15 protein-coding genes and 4 pseudogenes are annotated in these 21817 nt (G+C 60.3%); 9 read left to right on the top strand and 10 right to left on the bottom strand.

The window, feature by feature from the left end; translation table 11 throughout:
- Positions 1 to 128 precede the first annotated feature (128 nt).
- Positions 129 to 317, bottom strand: a pseudogene (locus BFE01S_RS45625) (hypothetical protein); the annotation flags it as partial.
- Positions 318 to 416: 99 nt separating this feature from the next.
- On the opposite strand from BFE01S_RS45625, the gene BFE01S_RS05025 reads away from it, so the two are divergent.
- Together BFE01S_RS05025 and BFE01S_RS46480 are read left to right on the top strand one after the other, a co-directional pair.
- Positions 417 to 815, top strand: a complete 399-nt coding sequence (locus BFE01S_RS05025; RefSeq protein WP_028224603.1) for a hypothetical protein — start codon at positions 417 to 419, stop codon at positions 813 to 815.
- Between the two features lie 1031 nt (positions 816 to 1846).
- Positions 1847 to 2001: pseudogene (locus tag BFE01S_RS46480) on the top strand (hypothetical protein); the annotation flags it as partial.
- Positions 2002 to 2578: 577 nt separating this feature from the next.
- Here the strand turns inward: BFE01S_RS46480 and BFE01S_RS05020 are convergent.
- The 3 genes from BFE01S_RS05020 to BFE01S_RS05015 form a co-directional block, all read right to left on the bottom strand.
- A complete protein-coding gene (locus tag BFE01S_RS05020; RefSeq protein WP_028197504.1) occupies positions 2579 to 3481 on the bottom strand; it encodes an NAD(P)-dependent oxidoreductase in 903 nt (300 codons plus the stop codon).
- Entirely contained in the window at positions 3381 to 3902 is a 522-nt protein-coding gene (locus BFE01S_RS46375) for a helix-turn-helix domain-containing protein (RefSeq protein ID WP_311733173.1), read from the bottom strand. The genes BFE01S_RS05020 and BFE01S_RS46375 overlap by 101 nt, the downstream gene beginning before the upstream one ends.
- 83 nt (positions 3903 to 3985) lie before the next feature.
- Complete coding sequence (locus BFE01S_RS05015) at positions 3986 to 4909, bottom strand: LysR family transcriptional regulator (protein WP_028197503.1); 924 nt, start codon at positions 4907 to 4909, stop codon at positions 3986 to 3988.
- 131 nt (positions 4910 to 5040) lie between these two features.
- Here BFE01S_RS05015 and BFE01S_RS05010 point away from each other — a divergent pair, with 131 nt between their 5' ends.
- From BFE01S_RS05010 to BFE01S_RS46200, 7 genes are all read left to right on the top strand, one after another.
- Positions 5041 to 5904 carry an amidohydrolase family protein gene (locus BFE01S_RS05010; RefSeq protein WP_028224602.1) on the top strand — a complete coding sequence of 288 codons (864 nt, stop codon included), beginning with the start codon at positions 5041 to 5043 and terminating at the stop codon, positions 5902 to 5904.
- A gap of 170 nt (positions 5905 to 6074) precedes the next feature.
- Positions 6075 to 7379 carry a dicarboxylate/amino acid:cation symporter gene (locus tag BFE01S_RS05005; protein WP_028224601.1) on the top strand — a complete coding sequence of 435 codons (1305 nt, stop codon included), beginning with the start codon at positions 6075 to 6077 and terminating at the stop codon, positions 7377 to 7379.
- Positions 7380 to 7492: 113 nt separating this feature from the next.
- Complete coding sequence (locus BFE01S_RS05000; RefSeq protein WP_030101862.1) at positions 7493 to 8587, top strand: porin; 1095 nt, start codon at positions 7493 to 7495, stop codon at positions 8585 to 8587.
- Between the two features lie 101 nt (positions 8588 to 8688).
- The gene (locus tag BFE01S_RS04995; RefSeq protein ID WP_028224599.1) at positions 8689 to 9714 is read left to right on the top strand and encodes an amidohydrolase family protein; all 1026 of its coding nucleotides are present in this window, start codon (positions 8689 to 8691) and stop codon (positions 9712 to 9714) included.
- Positions 9715 to 9716: 2 nt separating this feature from the next.
- Positions 9717 to 10400: a 4-carboxy-4-hydroxy-2-oxoadipate aldolase/oxaloacetate decarboxylase gene (gene ligK, locus BFE01S_RS04990; RefSeq protein ID WP_028197498.1), complete on the top strand. Its 684-nt coding sequence runs from the start codon at positions 9717 to 9719 to the stop codon at positions 10398 to 10400.
- A gap of 14 nt (positions 10401 to 10414) precedes the next feature.
- Complete coding sequence (locus BFE01S_RS04985; protein ID WP_028197497.1) at positions 10415 to 11104, top strand: substrate-binding domain-containing protein; 690 nt, start codon at positions 10415 to 10417, stop codon at positions 11102 to 11104.
- Between the two features lie 63 nt (positions 11105 to 11167).
- The gene (locus BFE01S_RS46200; protein ID WP_030101861.1) at positions 11168 to 12727 is read left to right on the top strand and encodes a methyl-accepting chemotaxis protein; all 1560 of its coding nucleotides are present in this window, start codon (positions 11168 to 11170) and stop codon (positions 12725 to 12727) included.
- 179 nt (positions 12728 to 12906) lie between these two features.
- Here BFE01S_RS46200 and BFE01S_RS37440 read toward each other — a convergent pair.
- The 6 genes and pseudogenes from BFE01S_RS37440 to BFE01S_RS45600 form a co-directional block, all read right to left on the bottom strand.
- Positions 12907 to 14568, bottom strand: a pseudogene (locus tag BFE01S_RS37440) (phage integrase family protein).
- Between the two features lie 55 nt (positions 14569 to 14623).
- Positions 14624 to 14917, bottom strand: a pseudogene (locus BFE01S_RS42645) (transposase); the annotation flags it as partial.
- 247 nt (positions 14918 to 15164) lie between these two features.
- A complete protein-coding gene (locus BFE01S_RS37435) occupies positions 15165 to 19202 on the bottom strand; it encodes a CheR family methyltransferase (protein ID WP_042337230.1) in 4038 nt (1345 codons plus the stop codon).
- Between the two features lie 519 nt (positions 19203 to 19721).
- On the bottom strand, positions 19722 to 19919 hold the full coding sequence (locus BFE01S_RS43960; RefSeq protein WP_025496736.1) for a hypothetical protein: 198 nt from the start codon (positions 19917 to 19919) through the stop codon (positions 19722 to 19724).
- A gap of 331 nt (positions 19920 to 20250) precedes the next feature.
- Positions 20251 to 20661 (bottom strand): hypothetical protein, encoded by a 411-nt coding sequence (locus BFE01S_RS43955; RefSeq protein WP_156966912.1) that lies wholly within the window; start codon positions 20659 to 20661, stop codon positions 20251 to 20253.
- A 74-nt stretch (positions 20662 to 20735) separates the two neighbouring features.
- The gene (locus BFE01S_RS45600; protein ID WP_245621029.1) at positions 20736 to 21512 is read right to left on the bottom strand and encodes a hypothetical protein; all 777 of its coding nucleotides are present in this window, start codon (positions 21510 to 21512) and stop codon (positions 20736 to 20738) included.
- Positions 21513 to 21817: the final 305 nt, after the last annotated feature.

Below are 21817 nucleotides of genomic sequence, written 5' to 3'. Positions count from 1 at the left end.
GCGGCGTCGCGGCGTCGCGTTGAGTCGACCGCTTGATGTGTGCCGGGCACTAAGCAAACGGGGGTGCCGGAAGACAGCCGCTCGAACGCACTTACGTCCTTCCTCGCGGCCGCAGTTCGAAACGCCGATCAGCACTCGCCTTTTTTCGCATGTCCCGGCGGACAGTGATCGGGCCCGTGCCCGTGATGGCGATGACGCTCTTTCCATTCGTCGCGATCCCAGTAACGGCGTCCGTCGCAGTAACGGTCGCCATGCCAACCCGGCGACACGACGAGCACCGCTGCCGGAGCGACCACGTCGGGCGGCGGCACGCCAATTGCTGAACATCGGCCAACCACATTGACCCATTGACCACAGCTGCCCAACTAGCGAAGCGCAGCTGATCAGGTCGGTCCGATCTGATTCCGTACAAGCTTTTGAACATCGCCGGCATCATCTACGGTCTCATTGGCGTACTGGTTTTGTTGGAGATGGTCGCAAAAAGCGTTGCAATGAAGGCATTCTTGGTCCATTGGGCGGCGGCCGTGCTCGTCTGGGCTCACACGGTTACCCCGATCGTTGCCCTGATTGGTGCGAGCATCGGTCCCACACTTCCATCCGCCGCGATCACGGTGAAGTTCTTCATGTCGTTTTTGTGCTATTCGGTCGTCGTGCCAGGAGTCGCGGAGTCGGTGGTATTTTTTCCACGGTCAAGGCGCTTTCAAGCGCTTACATCGCGTACGTTGGCATTCGGCCTGATCAGCAAAAACGGCGCCGAGTTGCTATACCGCGACTCAGGAGTGACGCGATGGAAGCTGTTGGACAAGTGGGTATGAGAACGCGGAAAAAGCGAATGGCGGGTGGTAATAGCTCGCATAGGGGCTCAAGATTTGCCTGATCCGAAAGGGTGCAGACTTTCGCGTCGCGCAGTTGTCGCAGGTCCGCGTTAAAGATTCACCGAAGGGAAGCTTGTGAGAGGCCGGTATCGTTACGGTTCAGCGCCCTTCGTTTCAGCGATGAGGCGAATCAACAATGTGATGCTTGCGAAGGGCTCGTGCAACTGGCGAGACCGGCGTCAGTGCGACGTTTAATGCTGTGCTTGAGCGCAGTGCAGCGAAAGTCGCATGCTGCGTTCTTCGGGGGCTGCGTTTCCGAGAGGGAACGTGGCTACCCTCTTGGTCCGTGTTCACGGCACGTGACCGCACACGGAGCAGCGAGGGGGCTGGCGGCAGGACTCGCCACCCGTCGCGGCTCCGCCAGACCCGGTCCCCGCCATGCGGGCCGTTATTTTGCGGCGCTTCAATGCTGATAAGTCGTATTAGCTGCGTTGCGTTTAATGATCCGGCGGGCCGCCGACCGCTCCGGTCGCGCAAAGTCGAAAATATCGCGTCCCCTTGCAACCATGCACATCGGCGACAACGCCGGTTGCCTCCGAAGGCAGATTGAGGCAGAACTCCAGACGGACAAAGCCTCTGGATTATCTGGTCAACCGTGGCCGGTACATTGCAGACCATCTGCGACGGGACGTGAACGATGAAATCTTCCGGCGCCGACCGCTAGCTGTGCTGGTGGGTGACGTGATAGTCCATGCTATGGGTGTTCAGCCCTCTTCTGCTCGTGCCCTGCGTTCTGGCCAGCTTCTGCGCCATATCACTGGCGATCCCGTAAGGCGAATGCCGGCCGGCTAAGCGTTGGCGAGGCAGCGTGGCTTTGAATGCGCGGTGGCCAGTCGTAGAACGCATTGAAGATGTCAACTTTGCGCAATTAAAGTTGTCAACTGGATGAGATCTCGAACCGTGAAAAACGCGCAGGCATGCTGGACAATGGATTCCCGTGCGCGAATTAAACATGTCAACTGCCGCCGGAAGCGTACCGGGTTCCGATCGGGGCGAGGCTGCGAATCCAACCCAATCATGCATGTGCAACGAGCTCACAGCATCCGGTCTATCAGGCGCTCGCGAAGGACGGCACAGTCGAACGTGGTGCCGGTTTTACGGATGGTCATTCGGCAGGATCAACTGATGCACATGGCCACCCCACTTCGGTTCGACAGGACACGCGACGTGTCTGCGAGATGAACGGCGGTAACGCAAGTTCTGCCGGCAGTTCAAGCCGTATTCAGTAACCTCCTCCAGTTCCCGCAACGAACACGGCACGTGCGGACTGCGTGCAATTGCCGCACAGCGGTCCGGATGGCGCTGCCATTTTCGAAGTCAATCGCCATCACGCACGGTCGAGCGAGATTGAGAAGTGCGGCCGGGTCGGGCTACCGGGTTGGCGAAGGTAGCGGGCGGGTAACGCAAACGCCGCGTCAGGCGACGTTGCCGGTCCGCGACCATGGAATGCAGGTCGCGCGGTTGAATGCAGGCTCACTTGCAAATAATCCGGGCTCGTGCGCGCCGTCGGTTGCAGCTTAGGCTGGCGCAAAAAGCGTGGATTGCAGATTCGGCTGTTTTGGATTGCAGTTCATACAATTATGCAACGTCATCGTACCGGTCCCTCAGTCAGCGTTTTCCTTGGCACCTAGCGCAAACGGATGAAGCGACCGACTTCCGTCTGTCCTCACGGGCCAGGTTCGCCTTGCTACTTCAGGATTGGTTCAGGTGACCCCGAGCAGGTTTCTCCACTCCGGAAGGCTTCCCTTGGGATCCAGTGCGTTGACCAACGGTGCGGCACGCGTCGCCAGGTCCTGTTGTACGTCGGCGATAGCATTTGTGAGGGCACTCGACATTCCTAAGCCGTCTAGCATTAACGCTGCTTCGCGCATCTCTTCGGCGCGCCGTTGCCCGTGTTCGACCACGCGACCGATCAGATACGCTTCGTAGCCCTTGTCCCACCCTACACCCGGAAACGTTGCCGCGAGCGACGCAAGCACGCGGCCGTCCACGTCGAACTGTCTGGCCGCCAGCATCGACTGAACGCATAGCGCCTCCATGCCCTTGATCATGATGCTGCGGCATAGCTTGATGGCTGACGCGAGGCCGACTTCCTGCGCCACCGCTTCCGTGCGCATCCCCAAACCATTGAGACAGTCTGCCGTTTGTACAGCGAGTCGGCCGCCCAGCAGCATCGGCACCCGTATGCCTTGCGGCGGAACCGGCGCCATCACCGCGGCTTCCACGTAGTGGGCGCCATTGCGCTCGATCTGTTGGCAGTTGCGTTGTTTGACGGCGGGCGAAACCGAATTGAGGTCGAGGAAGATCTGGCCGCTTGTCAGATATTCCGCTGAAGCTGTGGCGACCGCTTCCGCCTGGCTCGCGGTGACTGCGGAGAAAATAAGTTGCGCATCGCGCAGTGCCGCAGGGAGATCGTCGGCCACGTGAACTTTGCATTCGTGGGCCCGCTGCATGATCGTCGGGCGCGTAGCCGCATCGTGCAGCTTGATGTCGAAGATCGATACTTCATGGCCGGCCGCGGTCAATGCGCGACCGAAAATAGGCCCCACTTCTCCGAAGCCGATAATTGCAATGCGGCCAATAGGCTGAGTGCGATTCTGATCCATGCTGATTCTCTGCGAGTGAGGGTGGAAAATGAAAATATGAAGTGAAGGAGCGCCGTGATGTGTGTCGCGACCTCAACGCGGATGTTCGGACGCCCAGACTGTCGCCGGTCCGGCTGACGGCGCGTGACGGTCGCTCACGTAGGCGTCGGGTTTCTGCTGGTCGAACATGCCCTCCCATTTTGACAGCGCGAGCGTTGCCGATCACGTTGGTCGTCGCCGTGGCGATCGCGAGCACGCGATCGATGCCCAATAGCCACCCCACAACCGAGGTGGGCAACATGCTTGATGGCCGCCGTTCCAGCAGCCGTTCGCCGAGCGTTTCTTGGAGTTCCCGCACGGAGCGCGTCACGGCTGATTGCGCGCGAAAGAGCAGTGACGCTGCCCGGCTTGCGCCGCCGTGTTCGACGACGATTGTGAACACACGCAGTTTGGCGAGGTTGAGAATTTCGGCGATCGGGGATGTCGGGTTGGCCAGGAGAGCGGACGTGCGAAGTAAGCGCACGGTCAGGCAGCGGTGCCGTAGAGCGGCAATATTCTCGACTCGAGCATTGCGATCGCCTGGATGGCAAGTTGTGACAGCGTGTGCTTGCTACTGGTTGCGATTGCAAGGCGGCTGAAGAGCGTCGGCTCGGTAATGCGGATCACCTGGAAGCGCCGCTTGAGCGCATCGCTGCTAGTCGCATTGAGCGATAGCACCGCATAGCCGATACCCTCGCTGACCAGATCGAGAATCGAGGTCACTGCGTCGACCTCCAGCTCGATACGCAATCTTACGCCCTGTTCCGCAGCAGCCGCCTCGACCATCCGTCTGATCGCGTGCATGCGGCCCGGGATGATGAGTGGGTAGCGCACGATTTCCCGCAGCGCGATCGTTGTTGTTGACTCGCCTACTGCCTCTGTGAGTGTATCGCCATTGTCCGGGCCGATCAGAAACAGTTCTTCAGTAAAAATGGTTCGCTTGTCGATCAGCGGCGTATCGAATGTGTCGTACAGGACAGCGACGTCGATGCGGCCCATCATCAGCCATTCGATCAGATAGGTGGACAAGCCTTGCGCCACCGAGATAGTCGCCCCGGGAAAGGAGGACCGAAAGCCACGCACGAGTTCATGCGTGGCGACCCTGGCAAAGCTGGGGGTAATGCCGATGGCGAAATGACCACCGGGTGCGCCGTGTAACTCGTCCAGATCCTGCGAGGCCCGCTGCACCTGCTGCAGGATACCTTTCGCATGCGCGAGCATCCGCTGGCCGGCCGGCGTCAGCGTCACGCCGCGGCCGGTGCGCTCGAGCAGCGTATGCCGCAATTCCACTTCCAGATGCCGCACCAGCCGGCTCAAGGCGGGCTGATTCGAGTCCAGCGTAATCGCAGCACGGGTAAAGCTGCCGAGTTCAGCGACGTGAACGAATGCCTCGAGCTGCTTCAGGTCCATTGTCGATAACCTATGTGAAATTCACATATCAGCTAGTTCAATATGGCGATTGTATCGGTCCATCGTCGCGGCCACAATGCATACAACCCATAGAAAGCCGCGCCATGCGGTCTGACATTGAGACGACGCTCATGAAATCCTGCCTGCCGCCCGATCCCCACCCCGTTCAACCCACCCAGCGTCTGCCTGCCGGTGCTTGCGATGCGCACTGCCACGTGTTCGGCCCCGCCGAAATCTTTCCATATGCGCCGGACCGCAGCTATACGCCGCCCGACGCGCCTTTCGAGCGGCTTGTTGCGCTGCACGATTTTCTCGGCGCGAGCCGCGGCGTGATCGTCCAGGCAAGCTGCCACGGCACCGATAACACTGCGATGCTGGATGCGATTGCGCGCGGCAACGGACGCTATCGGGGCGTCGCGATTGTCGACGGCGACGTCACCGACGAACAGTTGGCAGATCTCGACGCGCGCGGCGTGCGCGGCGTGCGATTCAATTTCGTCGCGCATCTGGGCGGCGCACCCGATCTCGACGTTTTCGACCGCGTTCTCGAACGTATCGAGCGGCTCGGCTGGCACGTCGTGCTGCATCTCGATGCACAGGACATCCTCCAATACGCCGAACGGATTGCGCGTATCAAGGTGCCGTTCGTGATCGACCACATGGGTCGCGTACGCGCGGATGCCGGGGTCGATCAGCAGCCGTTCCGCCAGCTTCTGGAACTGATGCGCAATCCGCTTGCCTGGGTCAAAGTGTGCGGGGCCGAGCGCGTGTCCGTAGGCCGCCGTCCGTTCGACGATGCGATCCCGTTCGCGCGCACACTGATCGAAGCCGCACCCGACCGCGTGCTTTGGGGTACCGACTGGCCGCATCCGAACATCAGCAAGGACATGCCAAACGACGGCGAACTGGTCGATCTGCTGTTCCGCTTCTGCCCGAACGCGGCGCTGCGCGAACAACTGCTCGTCATCAACCCGGCGCGGCTTTACGGATTCTGAGCGAGCCGTTTGCTTCACAAACTTTGAACTGCCACACGAAGAATGGCAGTCAGGCGGAAATCCGGAATCGACCGGCTTTTCGCTCACCATTCGAATCAGGAGACAACGATGACCGATATGCATCGCCACGCGGCCAATGCGGCCGATTCGGCTGATCAGGGAGCAGCGTCATGAACGACAGTGCCGTCATGACGCCCCCCGCGCGCAGCGCGAAGAAGAAACCCTTCTATCGCACGCTGTATTTCCACGTTTTACTCGCGATCCTGCTCGGCGTGCTGCTCGGTCATTTCGCGCCGTCGCTCGCCGTGCAGATGAAGCCACTCGGCGACGCCTTCATCAAGCTGATCAAGATGGTGATCGGCCCGATCATTTTCTGCACCGTCGTCACCGGCATGGCTGGAATGGGCGACATCAAGAAGGTCGGGCGTGTAGGCGGCAAGGCGCTGCTGTACTTCGAAATCGTATCGACGCTGTCGCTCGTAATCGGACTCGTGGCCGGACATCTGTTTCGTCCCGGCGCCGGCTTCAATCTGAATCCCGCGACCATCGATACCAAAGCGCTCGCCGGATTCACGACTGCCGCCCATGAACAGAACACGGTCGACTTTCTGATGCACATCATTCCCGACACCGTGGTTAGTGCGTTCTCCAGTGGCAATGTGCTGCAGATTCTACTGATTTCCGTGCTGTTCGGCGCTGCGCTCGCGGCTACGGGGGAATATGGCCGGCCACTGGTTCGCATGATCGACCGCTTTGCGCAGACGTTCTTCGGCATCGTTCACATCATCATGAAGGTCGCAGCGATCGGCGCGTTTGGATCTATCGCGTTCACGGTCGGCACCTTTGGGATCGGCGCCGTACTGCCGTTGCTCAAGCTGATCGGGACGTTCTACCTGACGCTCGCCTTCTTCGTGCTGGTGGTGCTCGGCATCATTTCCCGCTTACTCGGTTTCAGCATCCTGCGTTTCCTGAGCTATATCCGCGAGGAAATCCTGATCGTGCTCGGCACAAGTTCGTCGGAGGCCGCGCTGCCGCGGATGCTCGAAAAACTCGAACGGCTCGGGTGCTCGAAATCGGTGGTGGGTCTCGTGATTCCGGCCGGCTATTCATTCAATCTGGACGGCACCAACATCTACCTGACGATGGCGGTGCTGTTCATCGCGCAGGCCTTCAACATCGAACTTACCCTGACGCAGCAACTGACGCTCGTGGGCGTGGCGATGCTGACGTCGAAAGGCGCAAGCGGTGTGGCCGGCGCGGCCTTTGTGATGCTGACATCGACATTGATGGTGTTCCCGATTATTCCCGTGTCCGGAATGGTGCTGATTCTCGGCATTCACCGCTTCATGGGAACGGGACTCGCGATCGCGAACACTATCGGCAACGGCGTCGCCACCCTGGTGGTGTCGGCATGGGAACACGAGCTTGACCGTTCGAAACTGAACGCCGAAATGTCACGCCGTCACACCGAATGACCGGCTAGCCCGCGAGAAAAGCCCTCGTGTATTTCTGTCTGCGTGCGCCACCGGTGCGCGCAGCGGGAAGCGTTCGCGCATAAAACAACAACCTGGTTTGGAGACGAAACATGATGTCAGTAAAAAACAGCGGCACCAGCACACCCTTGAAACTCCATGCGGCATGCCTGGGCGCCGCACTGCTCGCGGCCGGCGGGCTCGTCGCGCCTGTCGCGTACGCCGACGATTCGCAGGTAGCGGCCGGCGCAGCGACGATGTCAGGCTCCGCGGTTCAGTTGTATGGACTGATCGGTATGTATCTCGACAATTCCAAACTGAGCACCACGCGAGCCAGCACGGTACAGCTAGGCGGCGGTGGGATGACAACGTCGTTCTGGGGCATGCGTGGCCGGGAAGACATTGGCGGTGGCAATGCGGTGTTCTTCGCGCTCGAAAGTTTTTTCAGGCCGAACACAGGGCAGATGGGACGCAACACGACGGATGGCCTGTTTTCCCGCAATGCGTATGTTGGCCTGACCGGTGCATACGGCACGTTCAAGTTCGGAGAGCAGACCAATCCAACTTATTTCAACCAGATCTTCGTCAATCCGTTCGGTGGATCGGTGGTGTTTTCGCCGTTGATCGTGCAGTCGTACACGGCGAGCTACAGCAATACGCAGATCGGCGACACAGTCTGGCAGAACGCCATCACGTATGTTTCGCCTAGCTACGGCGGCCTCACGGGCACTGCGATCTATGGCGTGAGCACCACCACGGGTCAACAGGGGAAGGACAACATCGGTTTGCATCTGACCTATGCAAACGGGCCGCTCACGGCGGTGTTCTCGGCGCAGCGTGTACGAGCGGCGGTGGTCGCGCCGTCGAGCGGTCAGTATCTGTATCTCGCAGGCGCTGCGTACGATGCAAAGATCGTCAAGGTCTATGGGGCTGCGCAGATGACAAGTAACAACGACGTTGAGACCGGTTCGCATACGTATGAGCTAGGGGTTTCCGTACCGTTGTCACCGTCGAACATGATCCTTGCCGAATGGGCGCGCACGAAGAAGAGCGCACCGCTGAACCATAGCAACGTACGCAACACCGGCTCCATTGCATATGACTACATTCTGTCCAAGCGCACGTATGTGTACGTGGTCTATTCCTACGACAAGCTGACGGCCAATCCGTCGGGCAGTACATACGGTGTCGGCATGCAGCATACGTTTTAGGGCGAGGCGAATCTGCAGCCGAAAAAGGTTCGTTAACGAAGTCGGCGCGCATGTCATTCGCACCATCGCGCCGGTAACTCAACCAGTTTTTTGGAGCGACGATGATCATCGACATTCACGGCCACTACACCACCGCGCCGAAGGCGCTGGAGACGTGGCGCAAGCGCCAGATTGCTGGCACCACAAATCCGTCCGAGGCGCCGAAGGCGTCCGAATTGCACATCGGCGACGACGAGTTGCGCGAGTCGATCGAAAGCAACCAGTTGCGTTTGATGCGCGAGCGCGGCCTTGATCTGACCATTTTCAGCCCGCGTGCGAGCTTCATGGCACATCACATTGGCGACTTCGAAATATCGAGCACGTGGGCCGCCATCTGTAACGAACTCTGCTACCGGGTGAGCCAGCTCTTTCCGGATCATTTCATTCCGGCTGCGATGCTTCCTCAGAGCCCGGGCGTGGACATCGCCACTTGCATTCCCGAACTGATGAAGTGTGTCGAACAGTACGGCAACGTCGCGATCAATCTGAATCCGGACCCGTCGGGCGGCCACTGGGCCAGCCCGCCACTGTCCGACCGCTACTGGTACCCGATCTACGAGAAGATGGTCGAGTACGACATTCCCGCCATGATTCACGTGAGCACGAGCTGCAACGCATGCTTCCACACCACTGGCGCACATTACCTGAACGCGGACACGACTGCCTTCATGCAATGCCTGACGTCGGACCTGTTCCGCGACTTCCCAACCTTGCGCTTTGTGATCCCACATGGCGGCGGCGCTGTGCCGTACCACTGGGGTCGCTTTCGCGGGCTCGCCCAGGAGCTGAAGAAGCCGCTACTGACCGAGCATCTGCTCAACAACGTCTTCTTCGATACGTGCGTCTATCACCAGCCGGGCATCGACCTGCTTACGCGCGTGATTCCCGTGGACAACATCCTGTTTGCCAGCGAGATGATTGGCGCGGTGCGTGGCATCGACCCGGAGACCGGCGACTACTTCGACGACACGAAGCGCTATATCGAGGCGGCGCACATCGATGCAGATGAACGGTACAAGATTTACGAGGGTAACGCGCGACGTGTCTACCCGCGTCTGGATGCAGCATTGAAAGTGAAAGGGCATTGATCATGTATGAACTTGGAGTGGTGTATCGCAACATTCAGCGGGCAGACGGCGACGTCGCCGCGAAGCTCAGTGCTCTCGGGACTGCGACAGTACACGAGGCAATGGGACGTACTGGACTGATGAAGCCCTATATGCGTCCGATCTATAGCGGCGCACAGGCGAGCGGCACGGTTGTCACGGTCCTGCTCCAGCCGGGCGACAACTGGATGCTGCACGTCGCAGCGGAGCAGATCCAGCCGGGCGACATCGTGGTTGCCGCGGTCACGGCTGATTCCACCGACGGTTTTTTCGGCGACCTGCTGGCGACCAGCTTCAAGGCGCGCGGCGCGCAAGGGCTCATCATCGACGCAGGCGTGCGCGACGTGCGCGTGCTGGCGCAGATGAACTTCCCGGTATGGAGCAAGGCGATCTCTTCCAAAGGGACGGTCAAGGCGACGCTCGGATCCGTGAACATTCCCGTCGTTTGCGCCGGGGCGCTGGTGAATCCGGGAGATGTCGTCGTCGCGGATGACGATGGTGTGGTCGTGGTGCCCGCAGCATTGGCGGCGCAGGTGCTCGAGAAAGCAGCCGCGCGTGAGGCCAACGAAGGCGAGAAGCGCGCCAAGCTGGCCGCCTGCGTGCTCGGCCTGGATATGTACAACATGCGAGAGCCATTGCAACAGGCCGGCCTGCGCTATATCGACTGAAAGGCAGAGAAACCATGAGTGGGCAGATCACCGGCATCTCTTCGATGGCCACGCGCCAGGTGCTGGCCGAGCTGGTCGAAGAATACGGGCGGCTATCGGCGCGGCTGGTGGCCATCGAGTCGGTTGGCGGCGTCGCCGCTGCCCGGCGAGTCCAGGAAGGTGAGCCGTTCGATATCGTCGTGCTTGCGGCCGACGCGCTCGACCCGCTTGCCGCAGCCGGCCGGATCGATCCGGCCAGTCGGGTCGACCTGGTCCGTTCGGGCGTGGCGATTGCGGTAGCAGCAGGCGCGCCGCGGCCCGAGATCGGCACTGAAGCCGCGCTGCGCGACGCCATTCTGGCCGCGCGTAGTATCGGGTATTCGACGGGTCCGAGCGGTTCACACCTGAGTCGCCTGTTCGAACACTGGGGCATCGCCAAGACCATTGCGCCGCACATCGTGCAGGCGCCTCCAGGTATTCCGGTCGGCGCGCTCGTCGCGCGCGGGGATGTCGAGCTCGGCTTCCAGCAATTGAGCGAGTTGATGCACCTGCCGGGCATCGATGTCGTCGGTTCTTTGCCCCCGGAAGTGCAAATCATCACTACCTTTGCGGCCGCCATATGCACGGCATCCCGACAAAGAGATGCCTCGAGGGCATTGCTCTCATTTCTGGCCTCCCCTGCGACCGCCCCCACCAAGCTTCGTCACGGCATGGAGCCGGCATGACAAAAGGCGGACCTTGCTGAAACCCTGTTGCCCCTATCGCGATAACTCATAGATCAAGGTTGCATGAAACTCGCCACCAAACTCTGGATTTCAACTGCGTTGCTGCTTGTGCTGATTTTCGGCATCGTTGGCTTGTCGATGTGGCGGTTCGCGAGCATGGAGGCGCAACGGGACACCTCGCTGAAGATGCTGTCTGGAAAAGTGACTGCTGCCTACGCCTGGTCGAAACTCGCGGATATCGCGGCATTGCGCACGCAGGCGATGATTATTAGCGCCGATCCCGCTTTATCGGATTTCTTCAGCAAGGATAATGCCGCGACGATTTCCCAGATCGCAGTGGTGCAGAAGACGATAGCCGTCCTGGCGCACACCCCCGCTGACCGGAAGCAGCTCGATGCTATTGCAGGGTTGCGCAATCAGGTCCTGGCGACCCGCGACAGGATCGTGGCAATGCGATCCAATGAGGCCCGGAAGCCTGCGGCGCTTGCCATGTTGAACGAGGAATACATGCCGGTTCAGACTGCCTACGGTAAGGCGATCAGGACGTTCGTTGAACTGCAGGAGCAGCAACTGGCGACGGCCCAGGCAGATTTCGAACGTCAGCGATACATCATTGTTGCGACGACCGCGATACTGATTGTGGTCCTCGCGCTGAGCGTACTGACCGGTGCTGCTGCACTGATCCGGTCAATCCGCAAGCCTTTGCTCGAAGTCAATCACCTCGCGGCGAAAATCGCGCAAGGTGATCTGAGTGCGGATCTGACGGTAACCCGAGTCGACGAATTTGGCGAACTGATGGAATCCATCCTCGCGATGAGCCGCTCATTGGCGTGCATCGTTCAGCGCATTCGCACCGGCGCCGAAAGTATCGGTACGGCATCGAGCCAGATTGCATCCGGCAATCTCAACCTGTCGCAGCGGACGGAGCAACAGGCCGCGTCGCTCGAAGAGACGGCGGCCAGCATGGAACAGTTGACTGGCACGGTGAGGCAGAACACTGACAATGCGCGGCAGGCTGGTATGCTTGCGGTGACCGCTGCCTGCACGGCCGAGCGGGGCAACGAAGTCGTAAGCCGCGTTGTCGCCACGATGGCCGAAATCAGTCAGCGTTCGGAAAGGATTGGGGACATCATCGCGATCATCGAAGGGATTGCATTCCAGACCAACATCCTCGCGCTCAATGCAGCGGTTGAAGCTGCCCGGGCCGGAGAACAGGGTCGCGGATTTGCCGTGGTCGCGGGGGAAGTGCGCACGCTTGCACAACGCTCGTCGTCTGCGGCAAAGGAAATCAGGGATTTGATTGAAACGTCCGCAGAACGTGTACGTGCCGGAGGTTTGCTGGTTGGGGAGGCCGGCCAACGGATGAATGAGATCGACACGAGCGTGCGGCGCGTGACAGATATTATGGGCGAGATATCCGCCGCTTCAGCGGAACAACAAACCGGTATTGAGCAGGTGGCGCTGGCGGTCACGCAGATGGACGAAGTGACCCAGCAGAACGCCGCGCTCGTCGAAGAAGCGGCGGCCGCCGCGCAGTCACTGGAGGAACAGGGGCGTGATCTGAAGGCGACCGTTGCCCTATTCAGATTGTCGGACTATAAGCGCCTTTCGGGCAATGCGTGAGGAATGTCTCGCGCTAGCAGCTCCTACGTGGGAAGCGCGGTAGGGTGTGGGACTAAATACTGAAACATGTCGCCCCGGGGCGTTGGACTATCGTGCGGCAAACGCATGATTGGGGTCGCTTCAGAAAATGGAAATAATGCATGTTAAGCAGGTGACGCCCGTCTGGCTCGGCCTTCTGACTATCTTGCGGCGAAGGCTTCAGTCATCTGGCGCGCACGCTTGCCCTCGTCACTTTGCGGGTAAATCGAGGTGGTCGCGATCGAGGCGTGGCGCAGGTTATCCCGAACCGTCGTCAGTTCCGCTCCGCGGGCCAGCGCATGAGTGGCTTGGGCGTGCCTCATCCAGTGCGGGCCGGCGCGTCGCAGCTTTTCGGCAACTGCGGGATGGTCGGCCGCAATGACATCAGCGACCTCGTCAAAGAAGCGCCTCATCACATCGAGGCTCGCGAGCAACGGTGTCCTTGGGTCCCAGCGCGCCGGCGTCACCGGAAGGCGACGCTGGACGAGGTACTGGTCGAGCGCTGTGCGTGCCAGTGGTGGCAATGCCACCTTGCCGGGCTTGCTTCCCTTGCCGACCAGATGCAGCCAGTGATCGTCGTGTTCGTCGGTGCGGATGTCGCCAAGCGTCGCTCCCACGAATTCGCTCGCAATCCGGTCGCATACGGGAAGTCCAGCGCGAAGCGCATCCGCTGAGCAGCGGGCGCTTCCCAGCCATATGACCATTCAAGGCCGTCTGCAATCGTGCGAACGAGCAGCCATTCGCCTTCCCTGAATCCGCGCGATGTGTCGAGCGGCGCAACGCGCGTGCGGCCCCGCACTTTGATGGCCGGCAAACGGGTTGGCCAGCACGTAGCGCTGCTCGATCAGCCAGCGAAAAAGCGCGCCCAGCACCGACAGAGCGTAGGCGACCGAGCGCGCCGACAGGTTACCGGCGAACGGCCGCCAGTCAGGTGCCGTGCGTGGCCGTGGCGGTCCGACCCAGCGCTCGCGCGGCGTCGGCCGGCGCAGGAAAGCCCAGTACGCGATCGCGTCTTCCGTGGTGAGTGACGATAGCGCCCGTCCACGCTGCACGATCGCCCACAGGATCAGCCGCTCCGCCTCCTTGCGATAGGCGCGCTGGGTCGTGGGCACCTCGTGCAGCGCGAGCCACGCCTGCACTGCCTGAAAGTCGTTCGATGCGTCCAGCGTGCAGGCCTGCCGGGGCGCGCGGAAGCTACCGTGCGAACCATCAACCTCATGCGGTAGCCGCAGCCGTTCCCACTGCACGACCAAGTCTGGCGAGGCCGTCACGATCAGTGCACGGGCCCGATCCGTCAATCGGGGATGGGCCTCGAAGAACATCTCGATCTGTTGTGCACTGGTCCGGCCTAGACCGGGAATTGCGCTCCACCATCGACGCCGGCGTGGTACCCGCACAGTCAGGTCCGCAAGCGTGGTGATACCGGCCGCACGTAGCACGCGTACGGCGCGAGGTTTCAGCCACAGTTCGATGTCGTCGACGATCTGCGGCTGCGGCGCAGGCAAAGCGGCGAGTATCTTGAGCGCGTGTGCGACCGCACCGGCCCGCTCAAGCCGTTCGTTGATGGAGTGCAGGAGGAGATCAGCGAGATCGGTGCGCTGGCGATGATGCGCGAACGCGATCAGTTGCAGGCGGATCAGGCCGATGACGCCGCGAGCCGACTGGCCCGACGCCTTGCCCTGCGGCAGGTAACGGTTCACTGCGGCCGTGGAAGACAGGTCCGCATACCAGCCGCGCAGCGCCGCCAGCCGGTCAGCATTGGGAAACGTTGGCGAATCGGGTGTGTGGCCGTGCCCGGGGGCCTTGGACTGACCTATTTTCATGATCTGAAGTTTAGTGTAAAGATGTGTCTATTGAGATAGGAATACTTATCTTAATACCCGGTAGCCACATAAGTTCAATATTGCGTTGAGTCTCATGCTCCAGACGCCGACTGGACTGAATCCGATTCGGATAGCCGTCGATATAAATATTGAGCAATACAGATGGATGATACGAGGGCCGCCCCGTTGCTGCGGGCGCGGTTCCGTCGAAGCCGAGATGATGGAGATCAAGCTCGTCGACAAAGACGTCGACTACGCGCACCGGATTGTCCGCGGAGACATAGTCTTCGAGATACTCGGGCAGCAGGACAGCCCGCTTACGGTCTTCGCGTTCAACGAATCGCTTCATGTGGCCGCCCGGTCTGAACGCGTTACTTCAGTTGAGGCGTTCAGCATGCGTTTTCACACAAGCTGGACCCATCGCTGCCCGCTAACCAGTTGCATGGAATGTCAGAGCCTCAGCCAATTGCGGCCGCTCATAGTCGCGGATCCGTATTACCTGGCAGGCTGATTTGTCGCAGGTGTCGCGCATACGTTGAGTTTCTGCGAAATACGGCTGCCGGCGCGCCGGCGGTTAGCTGTCGTTGTCGCGAGCACTACGCGTACGAGCTCCCGTCCGTTCCCGCGTCAAATAGCCTGATCAAGGCTTGATAGTCAACCGGCTTGGTCAGATGATGGTCGAACCCAGCCTCGGCCGATCTGAGGCGATCCGCCGGAAGTCCGTATCCAGTGACGGCCACCAGGATCACATTTCGATTTGCCCCGGATTCGCGTAGCCTTCTCGCTACTTCGTATCCGTCCATGCTTGGGAGCCCGATGTCGAGAAGTACGAAGTCAGGGTTGAAGGTCGCCGCAGCGCTGAGTCCCGAAACACCATCTATGCGCGTCTCGACCTGATGACCCTCACTCGCCAGAAGCATTGCCAGCGCTTCGCTCGCGTCGGCGTTGTCATCAATGATGAGAATCCGCCTTGGAAGGGCCGCAGCCGCGGCTGACTGCGAGTTGATCTGTTCGTCCGGGATGGCTCCCGGGTCAAGCGGCAGATCGATGATGAACTCACTGCCAGTCATGCCGTCGCTAATAGCCCGGACCGTGCCGCCGTGCAACTCGACCAGCCGTCTCACCACGGACAGGCCAACACCCAGGCCATTCTGGCGCTGACCATCCGACGCAGGCCCCTGAACAAACATGTCGAAAAGACTCCCGAGCATCGAGGACGGGATGCCTTTTCCGTTGTCTTTGATGCTGAGCGATAGTCGATGCGCCGTTGTGGTCGCCCGCAACTGTATGGAGCCGCCCGGCGCGGTGTATTTCGCCGCATTGATTACGATGTTCTCGATGACCTGCGACAGCCGGGTCGGGTCAGCGTTTAGCCAGATGGGTTCTTCCGGCAGGGAGACGGCCAATGAATGGCGACGCTCATCGACGATCGGCTGGCAAACTTCGATGGCGCTCTGAACGATTGTTTTAAGGAGAACCGTCTGTCGGTTCAACTCGATGCTGCCGCTCGTTATCCGGGTGATATCGAGCATGTCGTTCACGAGGTGCATCATTGCGCGCCCCTGCCTTTGAATGACGCCGGCGGCCCAGTCCTTCTGCGTGACCGGCACCGTTTCCGACGCGAGCAGATTTCCGGCGGAAACCAGCGCTGCAAGTGGATTGCGCAGCTCGTGGCCGAGCATGGCCAGAAATTCGTTTTTCCGCCGGTCGGCGACCGCCAGCTGTTCGGCACGCTCGCGAAGGTGAGCATTGCTCACGCTGCGGTTGACGAGATCACGCTCGGTTGATGACACCGCAATCGCATTGCCCCCGTCGTCCGTCAGAACCGATAGCGTAAGCCATATGTCGACGACGCGGCCGCCCTTCGTTACCCGTTGTGTCTCGTAGGAATGCAGCGCCTCGTTGTGCTCAGCATGGCGCACGAAGTCGATATGATCCTGCCTTGCACCGCGGGGCATCAGATCGGAAACAGTCATGCGCAGCGCTTCGGCCTCGCTGTAGCCATACATCGCGCTCGCAGCCTTGTTCCAGGCGAGAAAGCGGCCTTTGAGGTCGAATATCGTCACCGCGTCGTTCGAATCCTGAACCACGGCGGCAAGGCGGCGGGCGCGTTCATCGGATAGCTTGAGATGGGTGATATCGGTCCAGGTCACGACGACGCCCGAAGGCGGCGTTCCGCGAACCGCGATATACGGCATGACGCGGCGAACATACCATTCTGCGGTCGCGGTTTCTATCTCCTTCTCGACCCGCTGGTCCACGCCCATCAGTATCCGGTCGACCTCTGAGGGCAACGCGTCGCCGAGCGGGTTGCCGAGGACCTCTACGATCCCGCGTCCGATGTCCGGCGGCGCAAGGCCCAAAATCTTCGCTGCGCTAGGGGTAAACCGTTTAATCAGCCCCTGCCTGTCGAGCAGCAGCGTCGCGATTTCCGTGCTGGCAAGCAGATTCGTGACGTCCTCATTGAGGACCTCCAACTGATGAACCTTCTGCTCCAGTTGAGAATTGACGACATTCATCTGCTCATTGACCGCCTGCAGTTCCTCCTTGGACGTTTCGAGCTCTTCGTTTGCGGAGCGCAGCTCCTCATTCATCGAAAGGATTTCTTCGTTCGATACCCGCAATTCGCTGTTGCTCTCCTCCAGTTCCTCGATTGTGCTGCCAAGCTCCACCTGCGTTGTGCGAAGTTCGCTCTCGAGGTGCCAGAGGTCGGAATCCGCGCCGGAGGGCGCCATCGACACAGGCCGGTCGGCCGTCGGCAACCTGGCGAAGATGACAAGCAATGCCTTGCCGGCATGCGTCGTGTCGAACGGTCGCGTCACCGTGATTTTCACCGCGGGCGCACCACCGTCAGCGACGATTTCACTGACCGGCGAGGCCGACTGGTCCTGGATCGCCCGACGCAATACAATCCGGAGCTTGAGGCGCAGGCCGTCGCGCGCCATGTCGAGAATATTGCCGGTTGGCTCACCTGCCGGCTGCGTCAGGTATTCGTCCGTCGAGCCGCTCACGTAGAGCACCTGGTGAGCAGAATTGATTAGCACCGAGGCGGCATGGTGCTCTTCCAGCAGCGTGGCGTTGACCAGTTCCGCGTAACCCTTGCTGCGAACACCGACGCGGCTTGCGGGCGGGAATTCCTCGCGGCGCGCCGTATTTGCGGAAAACCGGTAGCCAGTGACAGCCGGTGCGATGACCGGACTGCGCTGGTAAATACGCCAGGCTCTCGACACCTCCTGGAACTGGGTGGAATCGGGATCGGTACTTTCCGATCGTCCCAGAAACAGATAGCGCTTCGGATTCAGCGCGAAGTGGAATAGCTCAAATACCCGCTGCTGGGCTTCGGGCTCGAGGTAGATCAGCAGGTTCCGGCAACTGATCAGATCGACGCGGGAAAACGGGGGATCGGCAATAAGGTTCTGCGGGGTGAACAGAACCGTTTCGCGAAGTTCCTGCCGGATCTGGAATCCATCGCTGTGCGCCTGAAAGAAACGCTCGAGCCGCGCTTCACCCACTGGTGACGCGACGCTGGCCGAATAGATGCCCTGACGTGCGCGTCCCAGCGCAACGCGGTTCACGTCAGAGGCGAGGATCATGAACGGCCGCGTCACCCGGCGCTTCTCGATCTCCTCGGTCAGCAGCATGGCCATCGAATAGGCTTCTTCGCCCGTTGCGCATCCCGGCACCCATACACGAATTGGCTGCTCGCTCTGCGGCTCCTCGAGCAGTACGCTCAGCACGCGTTCGGACAGCGCGGTCCATGCATCAGGATCGCGAAAGAACTCCGTCACACCGATCATCATATCGAGACTGAGTGCCTGAGCCTCCTCGGGCGAGGCCGACAGGACGCCGCAATAGGCATCAAGGCTATCAATCCGGTTGACCGCCATGCGGCGGGCAATGCGGCGCTGAAGCGTCCCCCGTTTGTAGCCCCTGAAATCTGATCCGGCAGCCGCAAGCGCCCTGAGCACCGGTTCAAGATCGACCGGCCGCGCGGCATCCAAGGCGGCCTGTGACGTCCCTGCCGTGGATCGTGTGATGTAATCGAACAGCGCAGCAGGCATGTTTTCGACCGGCAGCACATAATCGACCAACCCCGTTGCGATTGCATGGCCAGGCATTGCGCTGTGCTCCGCCGTGTCAGGCGTTTGCGCCATGACCATGCCGCCCTCGGCCTTGATCGCTCTCAGGCCCGCTGAACCGTCCGCGTTCGCGCCGGTGAGCACAACCCCGATGGCGCGATCATGCTGGTCAGCGGCCAGCGACGTGAAGAACGCGTCAATCGGCATGGGGATTGCTGGGCGACCGACGGCGGCCCGCAGCCGGAACGTGCCTTGCTCGATAACGACAGACACCTTCGGCGGGATGACATAGACATGTCCCGCGCGCAGTGTTGCGCCATCCTCAATGGCTGACACGGGTAAACGCGTGTCTTTGGCCAGCAATCCGGGGAGGTGACTCTCCGAACCTGGCGCCAGGTGGACAACGACCACGAAGGCAACATCGGCCGGAATTTCGGAAGCAGCCCTGAAAAACAGGCTTAACGCATGGAGGCCACCGGCCGACGCGCCGATCGCGACTATTCGCGGAGCGATGGCCAACCCTTGCGCTGTAGAGGTCTTATTGGAATCATTCATGGTACACCGCTCAAGACCGCTGGAGCGCCAGTGTAGCGCCTATTACATCGCCACTGATCGAACTCCCGGTGCAGAGGCATTTCACGCCCGGTGGCGGACGTTGGATACGGAGCACGCGAAAACGCGTTGGCATGAAAGGAGACTTACAACGGTATGCCTGACGTACCATACAGCACGGCTGCAAATATCCGTATCCGAATTTCCGTGATCGCCCCCAAGCGGCCGGCCAACTTTCTCGGCAGCGGACGTTCGCAAACTGTGACGACCGAAGTGATGCTACGTAGCTGACAGCCACTTCCTGATTTCGACAGCGTTGTCTTACGTGTAACTCATTCGTAGAGCACCTGAGCGAGCGCGAGCCAGCCGCAATCACCGGCATGGAAACGCTAGCGAGTGGAGACTGCGAAAGAGGTCGAACACCCGTGGGGAGTTCGAAAGGATCAGGACGGCTCAGATCGCACCCTTCTGTCGCCACCTTCCCGTAAACGCTCACCGTGCAGCACGCGCTGGCGCTGATGGTCATTGGTTGATTGTGTGGGGTTTCCATCGAGGGAAACTTTCCAGAAAGCCTTCGTCCACCGTCAGCATGTATCGGGCTTTAATCCCTAGCGTGATATAGCACGCATCCTGCACCAGTGTTGCACCACCAAACACCTGTAGATCGCGCTGCAAGTCAGGGAGTTCGGCTTTTGGTATATCCAGAATCAGAAGGACCACGACTTCCCCTTAAGATTAGTTTTTACCGGCTATGCCGCAAAACCGGCGGGGTTTTCGAATGCCGCCACTAGCACGCTGGCCCACTCAAGGAAGGCCCGGCGTGATGTCGGGTGCCCCCTTCCAGCATTCATCTTTATTGCAAGGATGTCGCCGACATGTACTGTTCACGCACTGCCAGCCCTCCATAAGGCAAGTGAGACGCGGTGACTGTCGCGACGTAGTCTGAATAGGCATATTCCACCCTCGCCACCGCCACGGGTTTTTCCATCAGCGAGGTCAAGGTCGTATCACCCGCGATCGACGTCGGGATTCCAAGGGCGTTCCGGAGATTTTACACGGCGATCCGCCAGCTCTGACTGGCCTCGGGTTTGGTCATGTCCCGGCCGTACAGGTTGATCGCCATCAGTGTCCCATCCGGTCCGAAGCTGAACCATATTTCGCTCACAGGTGGCCCGTTTGTGCGAAGCAGTTGCGCCGGTACGCCCCGACAGCGCAGGTAGCGAAAGCCGCGTGATATTTCATCGCAACGCACGTTGTCGCGAGCCATTTTTTCCACCACTTCCGGCTCGGTACTGCGATCAAGCTGCAGTCCCAGCGCCGGACGGTCTGGCGCCGCAGTTGATCCTCTTTCCCGCGAAATTGCGTGGTTCCGCATGGATAGAACGACGTTGGAATCGACCGTATCAACTGGACATTGGACGCCGAGTTTGGCCAGGAGATGCCGCCCCTGTGACGTGTGCATCCTGCCAATCGCAGCGACGCTCACGCACGCCGCTATAGCAACGCCAGCCATCACGCGTGTGCTTCGCGCAGCCGTTAGCCTGAATATGACGTTGCAACCGTAGGAGGCAGATAAAGCGGGCCGCCGGGCGTAGCGCTTATGATTGTGCTGCGCAGGTTGAACAGAGTCGGAACCGCACTGAACTGGAACTTCGTGCCAACCGGTATGCCCGCGGAATTTGTCGCGGTGAGCGGGTAGGTTCCATTTGTAGTCGAAGTCAGTGCGGCGAAGTCCGCGGCAGGTAGTTTGCTTTGCAGCGTTGCGATCAGATCTACCATGAACTGATCGAACACGCAGCCAGGAACGCCGACGTCGTTATGGGCGGTCGTCATGTCCTGACACATTTCGGGTTGGGCGTCGATATCTCCGGCAACCTTGACCGGCCCTGGATAGGTGTACGGACCACCGAGGAGCGATTCGAACTGCAGCGTGAGACATGCTTCCAGCCGGGCGGCAGTGTCATGGGCTGCACTGCTTTTGCTTTTGCTGGTGTTGGCGACGGGGCTAATTGTCGACGAAATGTAGGGATAGCTCCATGCCGGCGCGCTATTCCATACGTCCTGCACGGCGGGATTGTTGTGCAGGGTCAGGCCGAGTATCAGGTCGCTGGTGTCCCCGATGATACTGTCCACAAAGCGGAAATCGGTGTTGTCCGACCCCCAACGACCCTGCCATTGGCCGTCACCATTCTGGTGATCGTAATTCGAGTAGGTGAAGTGGGCGAATCCGCCAATATGATCGGTAATTTTCCCTGCAAGGAAAATGCTGGCCGAATCGAACATCGGAAGGCCGTTTTTTGGATTGATGGGCATCCCGTTTGGAGTCCAGGTTGTTCCTTGTCTTGCTCACATCGACAGTGGCAATAGCGGCTAGCGGAATCGTGCGCTCGCCGATGGTATAGCCATTTCACTTGAACCAGCGCCCGTAGGGTGTCAGTTCAGGAAATTGCCCGCCGGCGTGACACGCCACGCAACTTTGCCCCGTCTGTCGTGCGAATATGGGCAACGCATGGGCGGCAGAGGCCTGGAGCAGGCAAAGCGCCGCCAGTACGGCAATCCAGGCGTGGCGAAGCAGGCAGCGGGATGTCCGGTCGCGGGCAAGAGCGAACGTCATCGTC

Origin of the sequence: Paraburkholderia ferrariae NBRC 106233 (assembly GCF_000685035.1) — a bacterium.
GTDB lineage: Bacteria > Pseudomonadota > Gammaproteobacteria > Burkholderiales > Burkholderiaceae > Paraburkholderia > Paraburkholderia ferrariae.
Note: the sequence above shows the minus strand (reverse complement) of the source record. Positions and strands in the feature narration are given on the sequence as shown.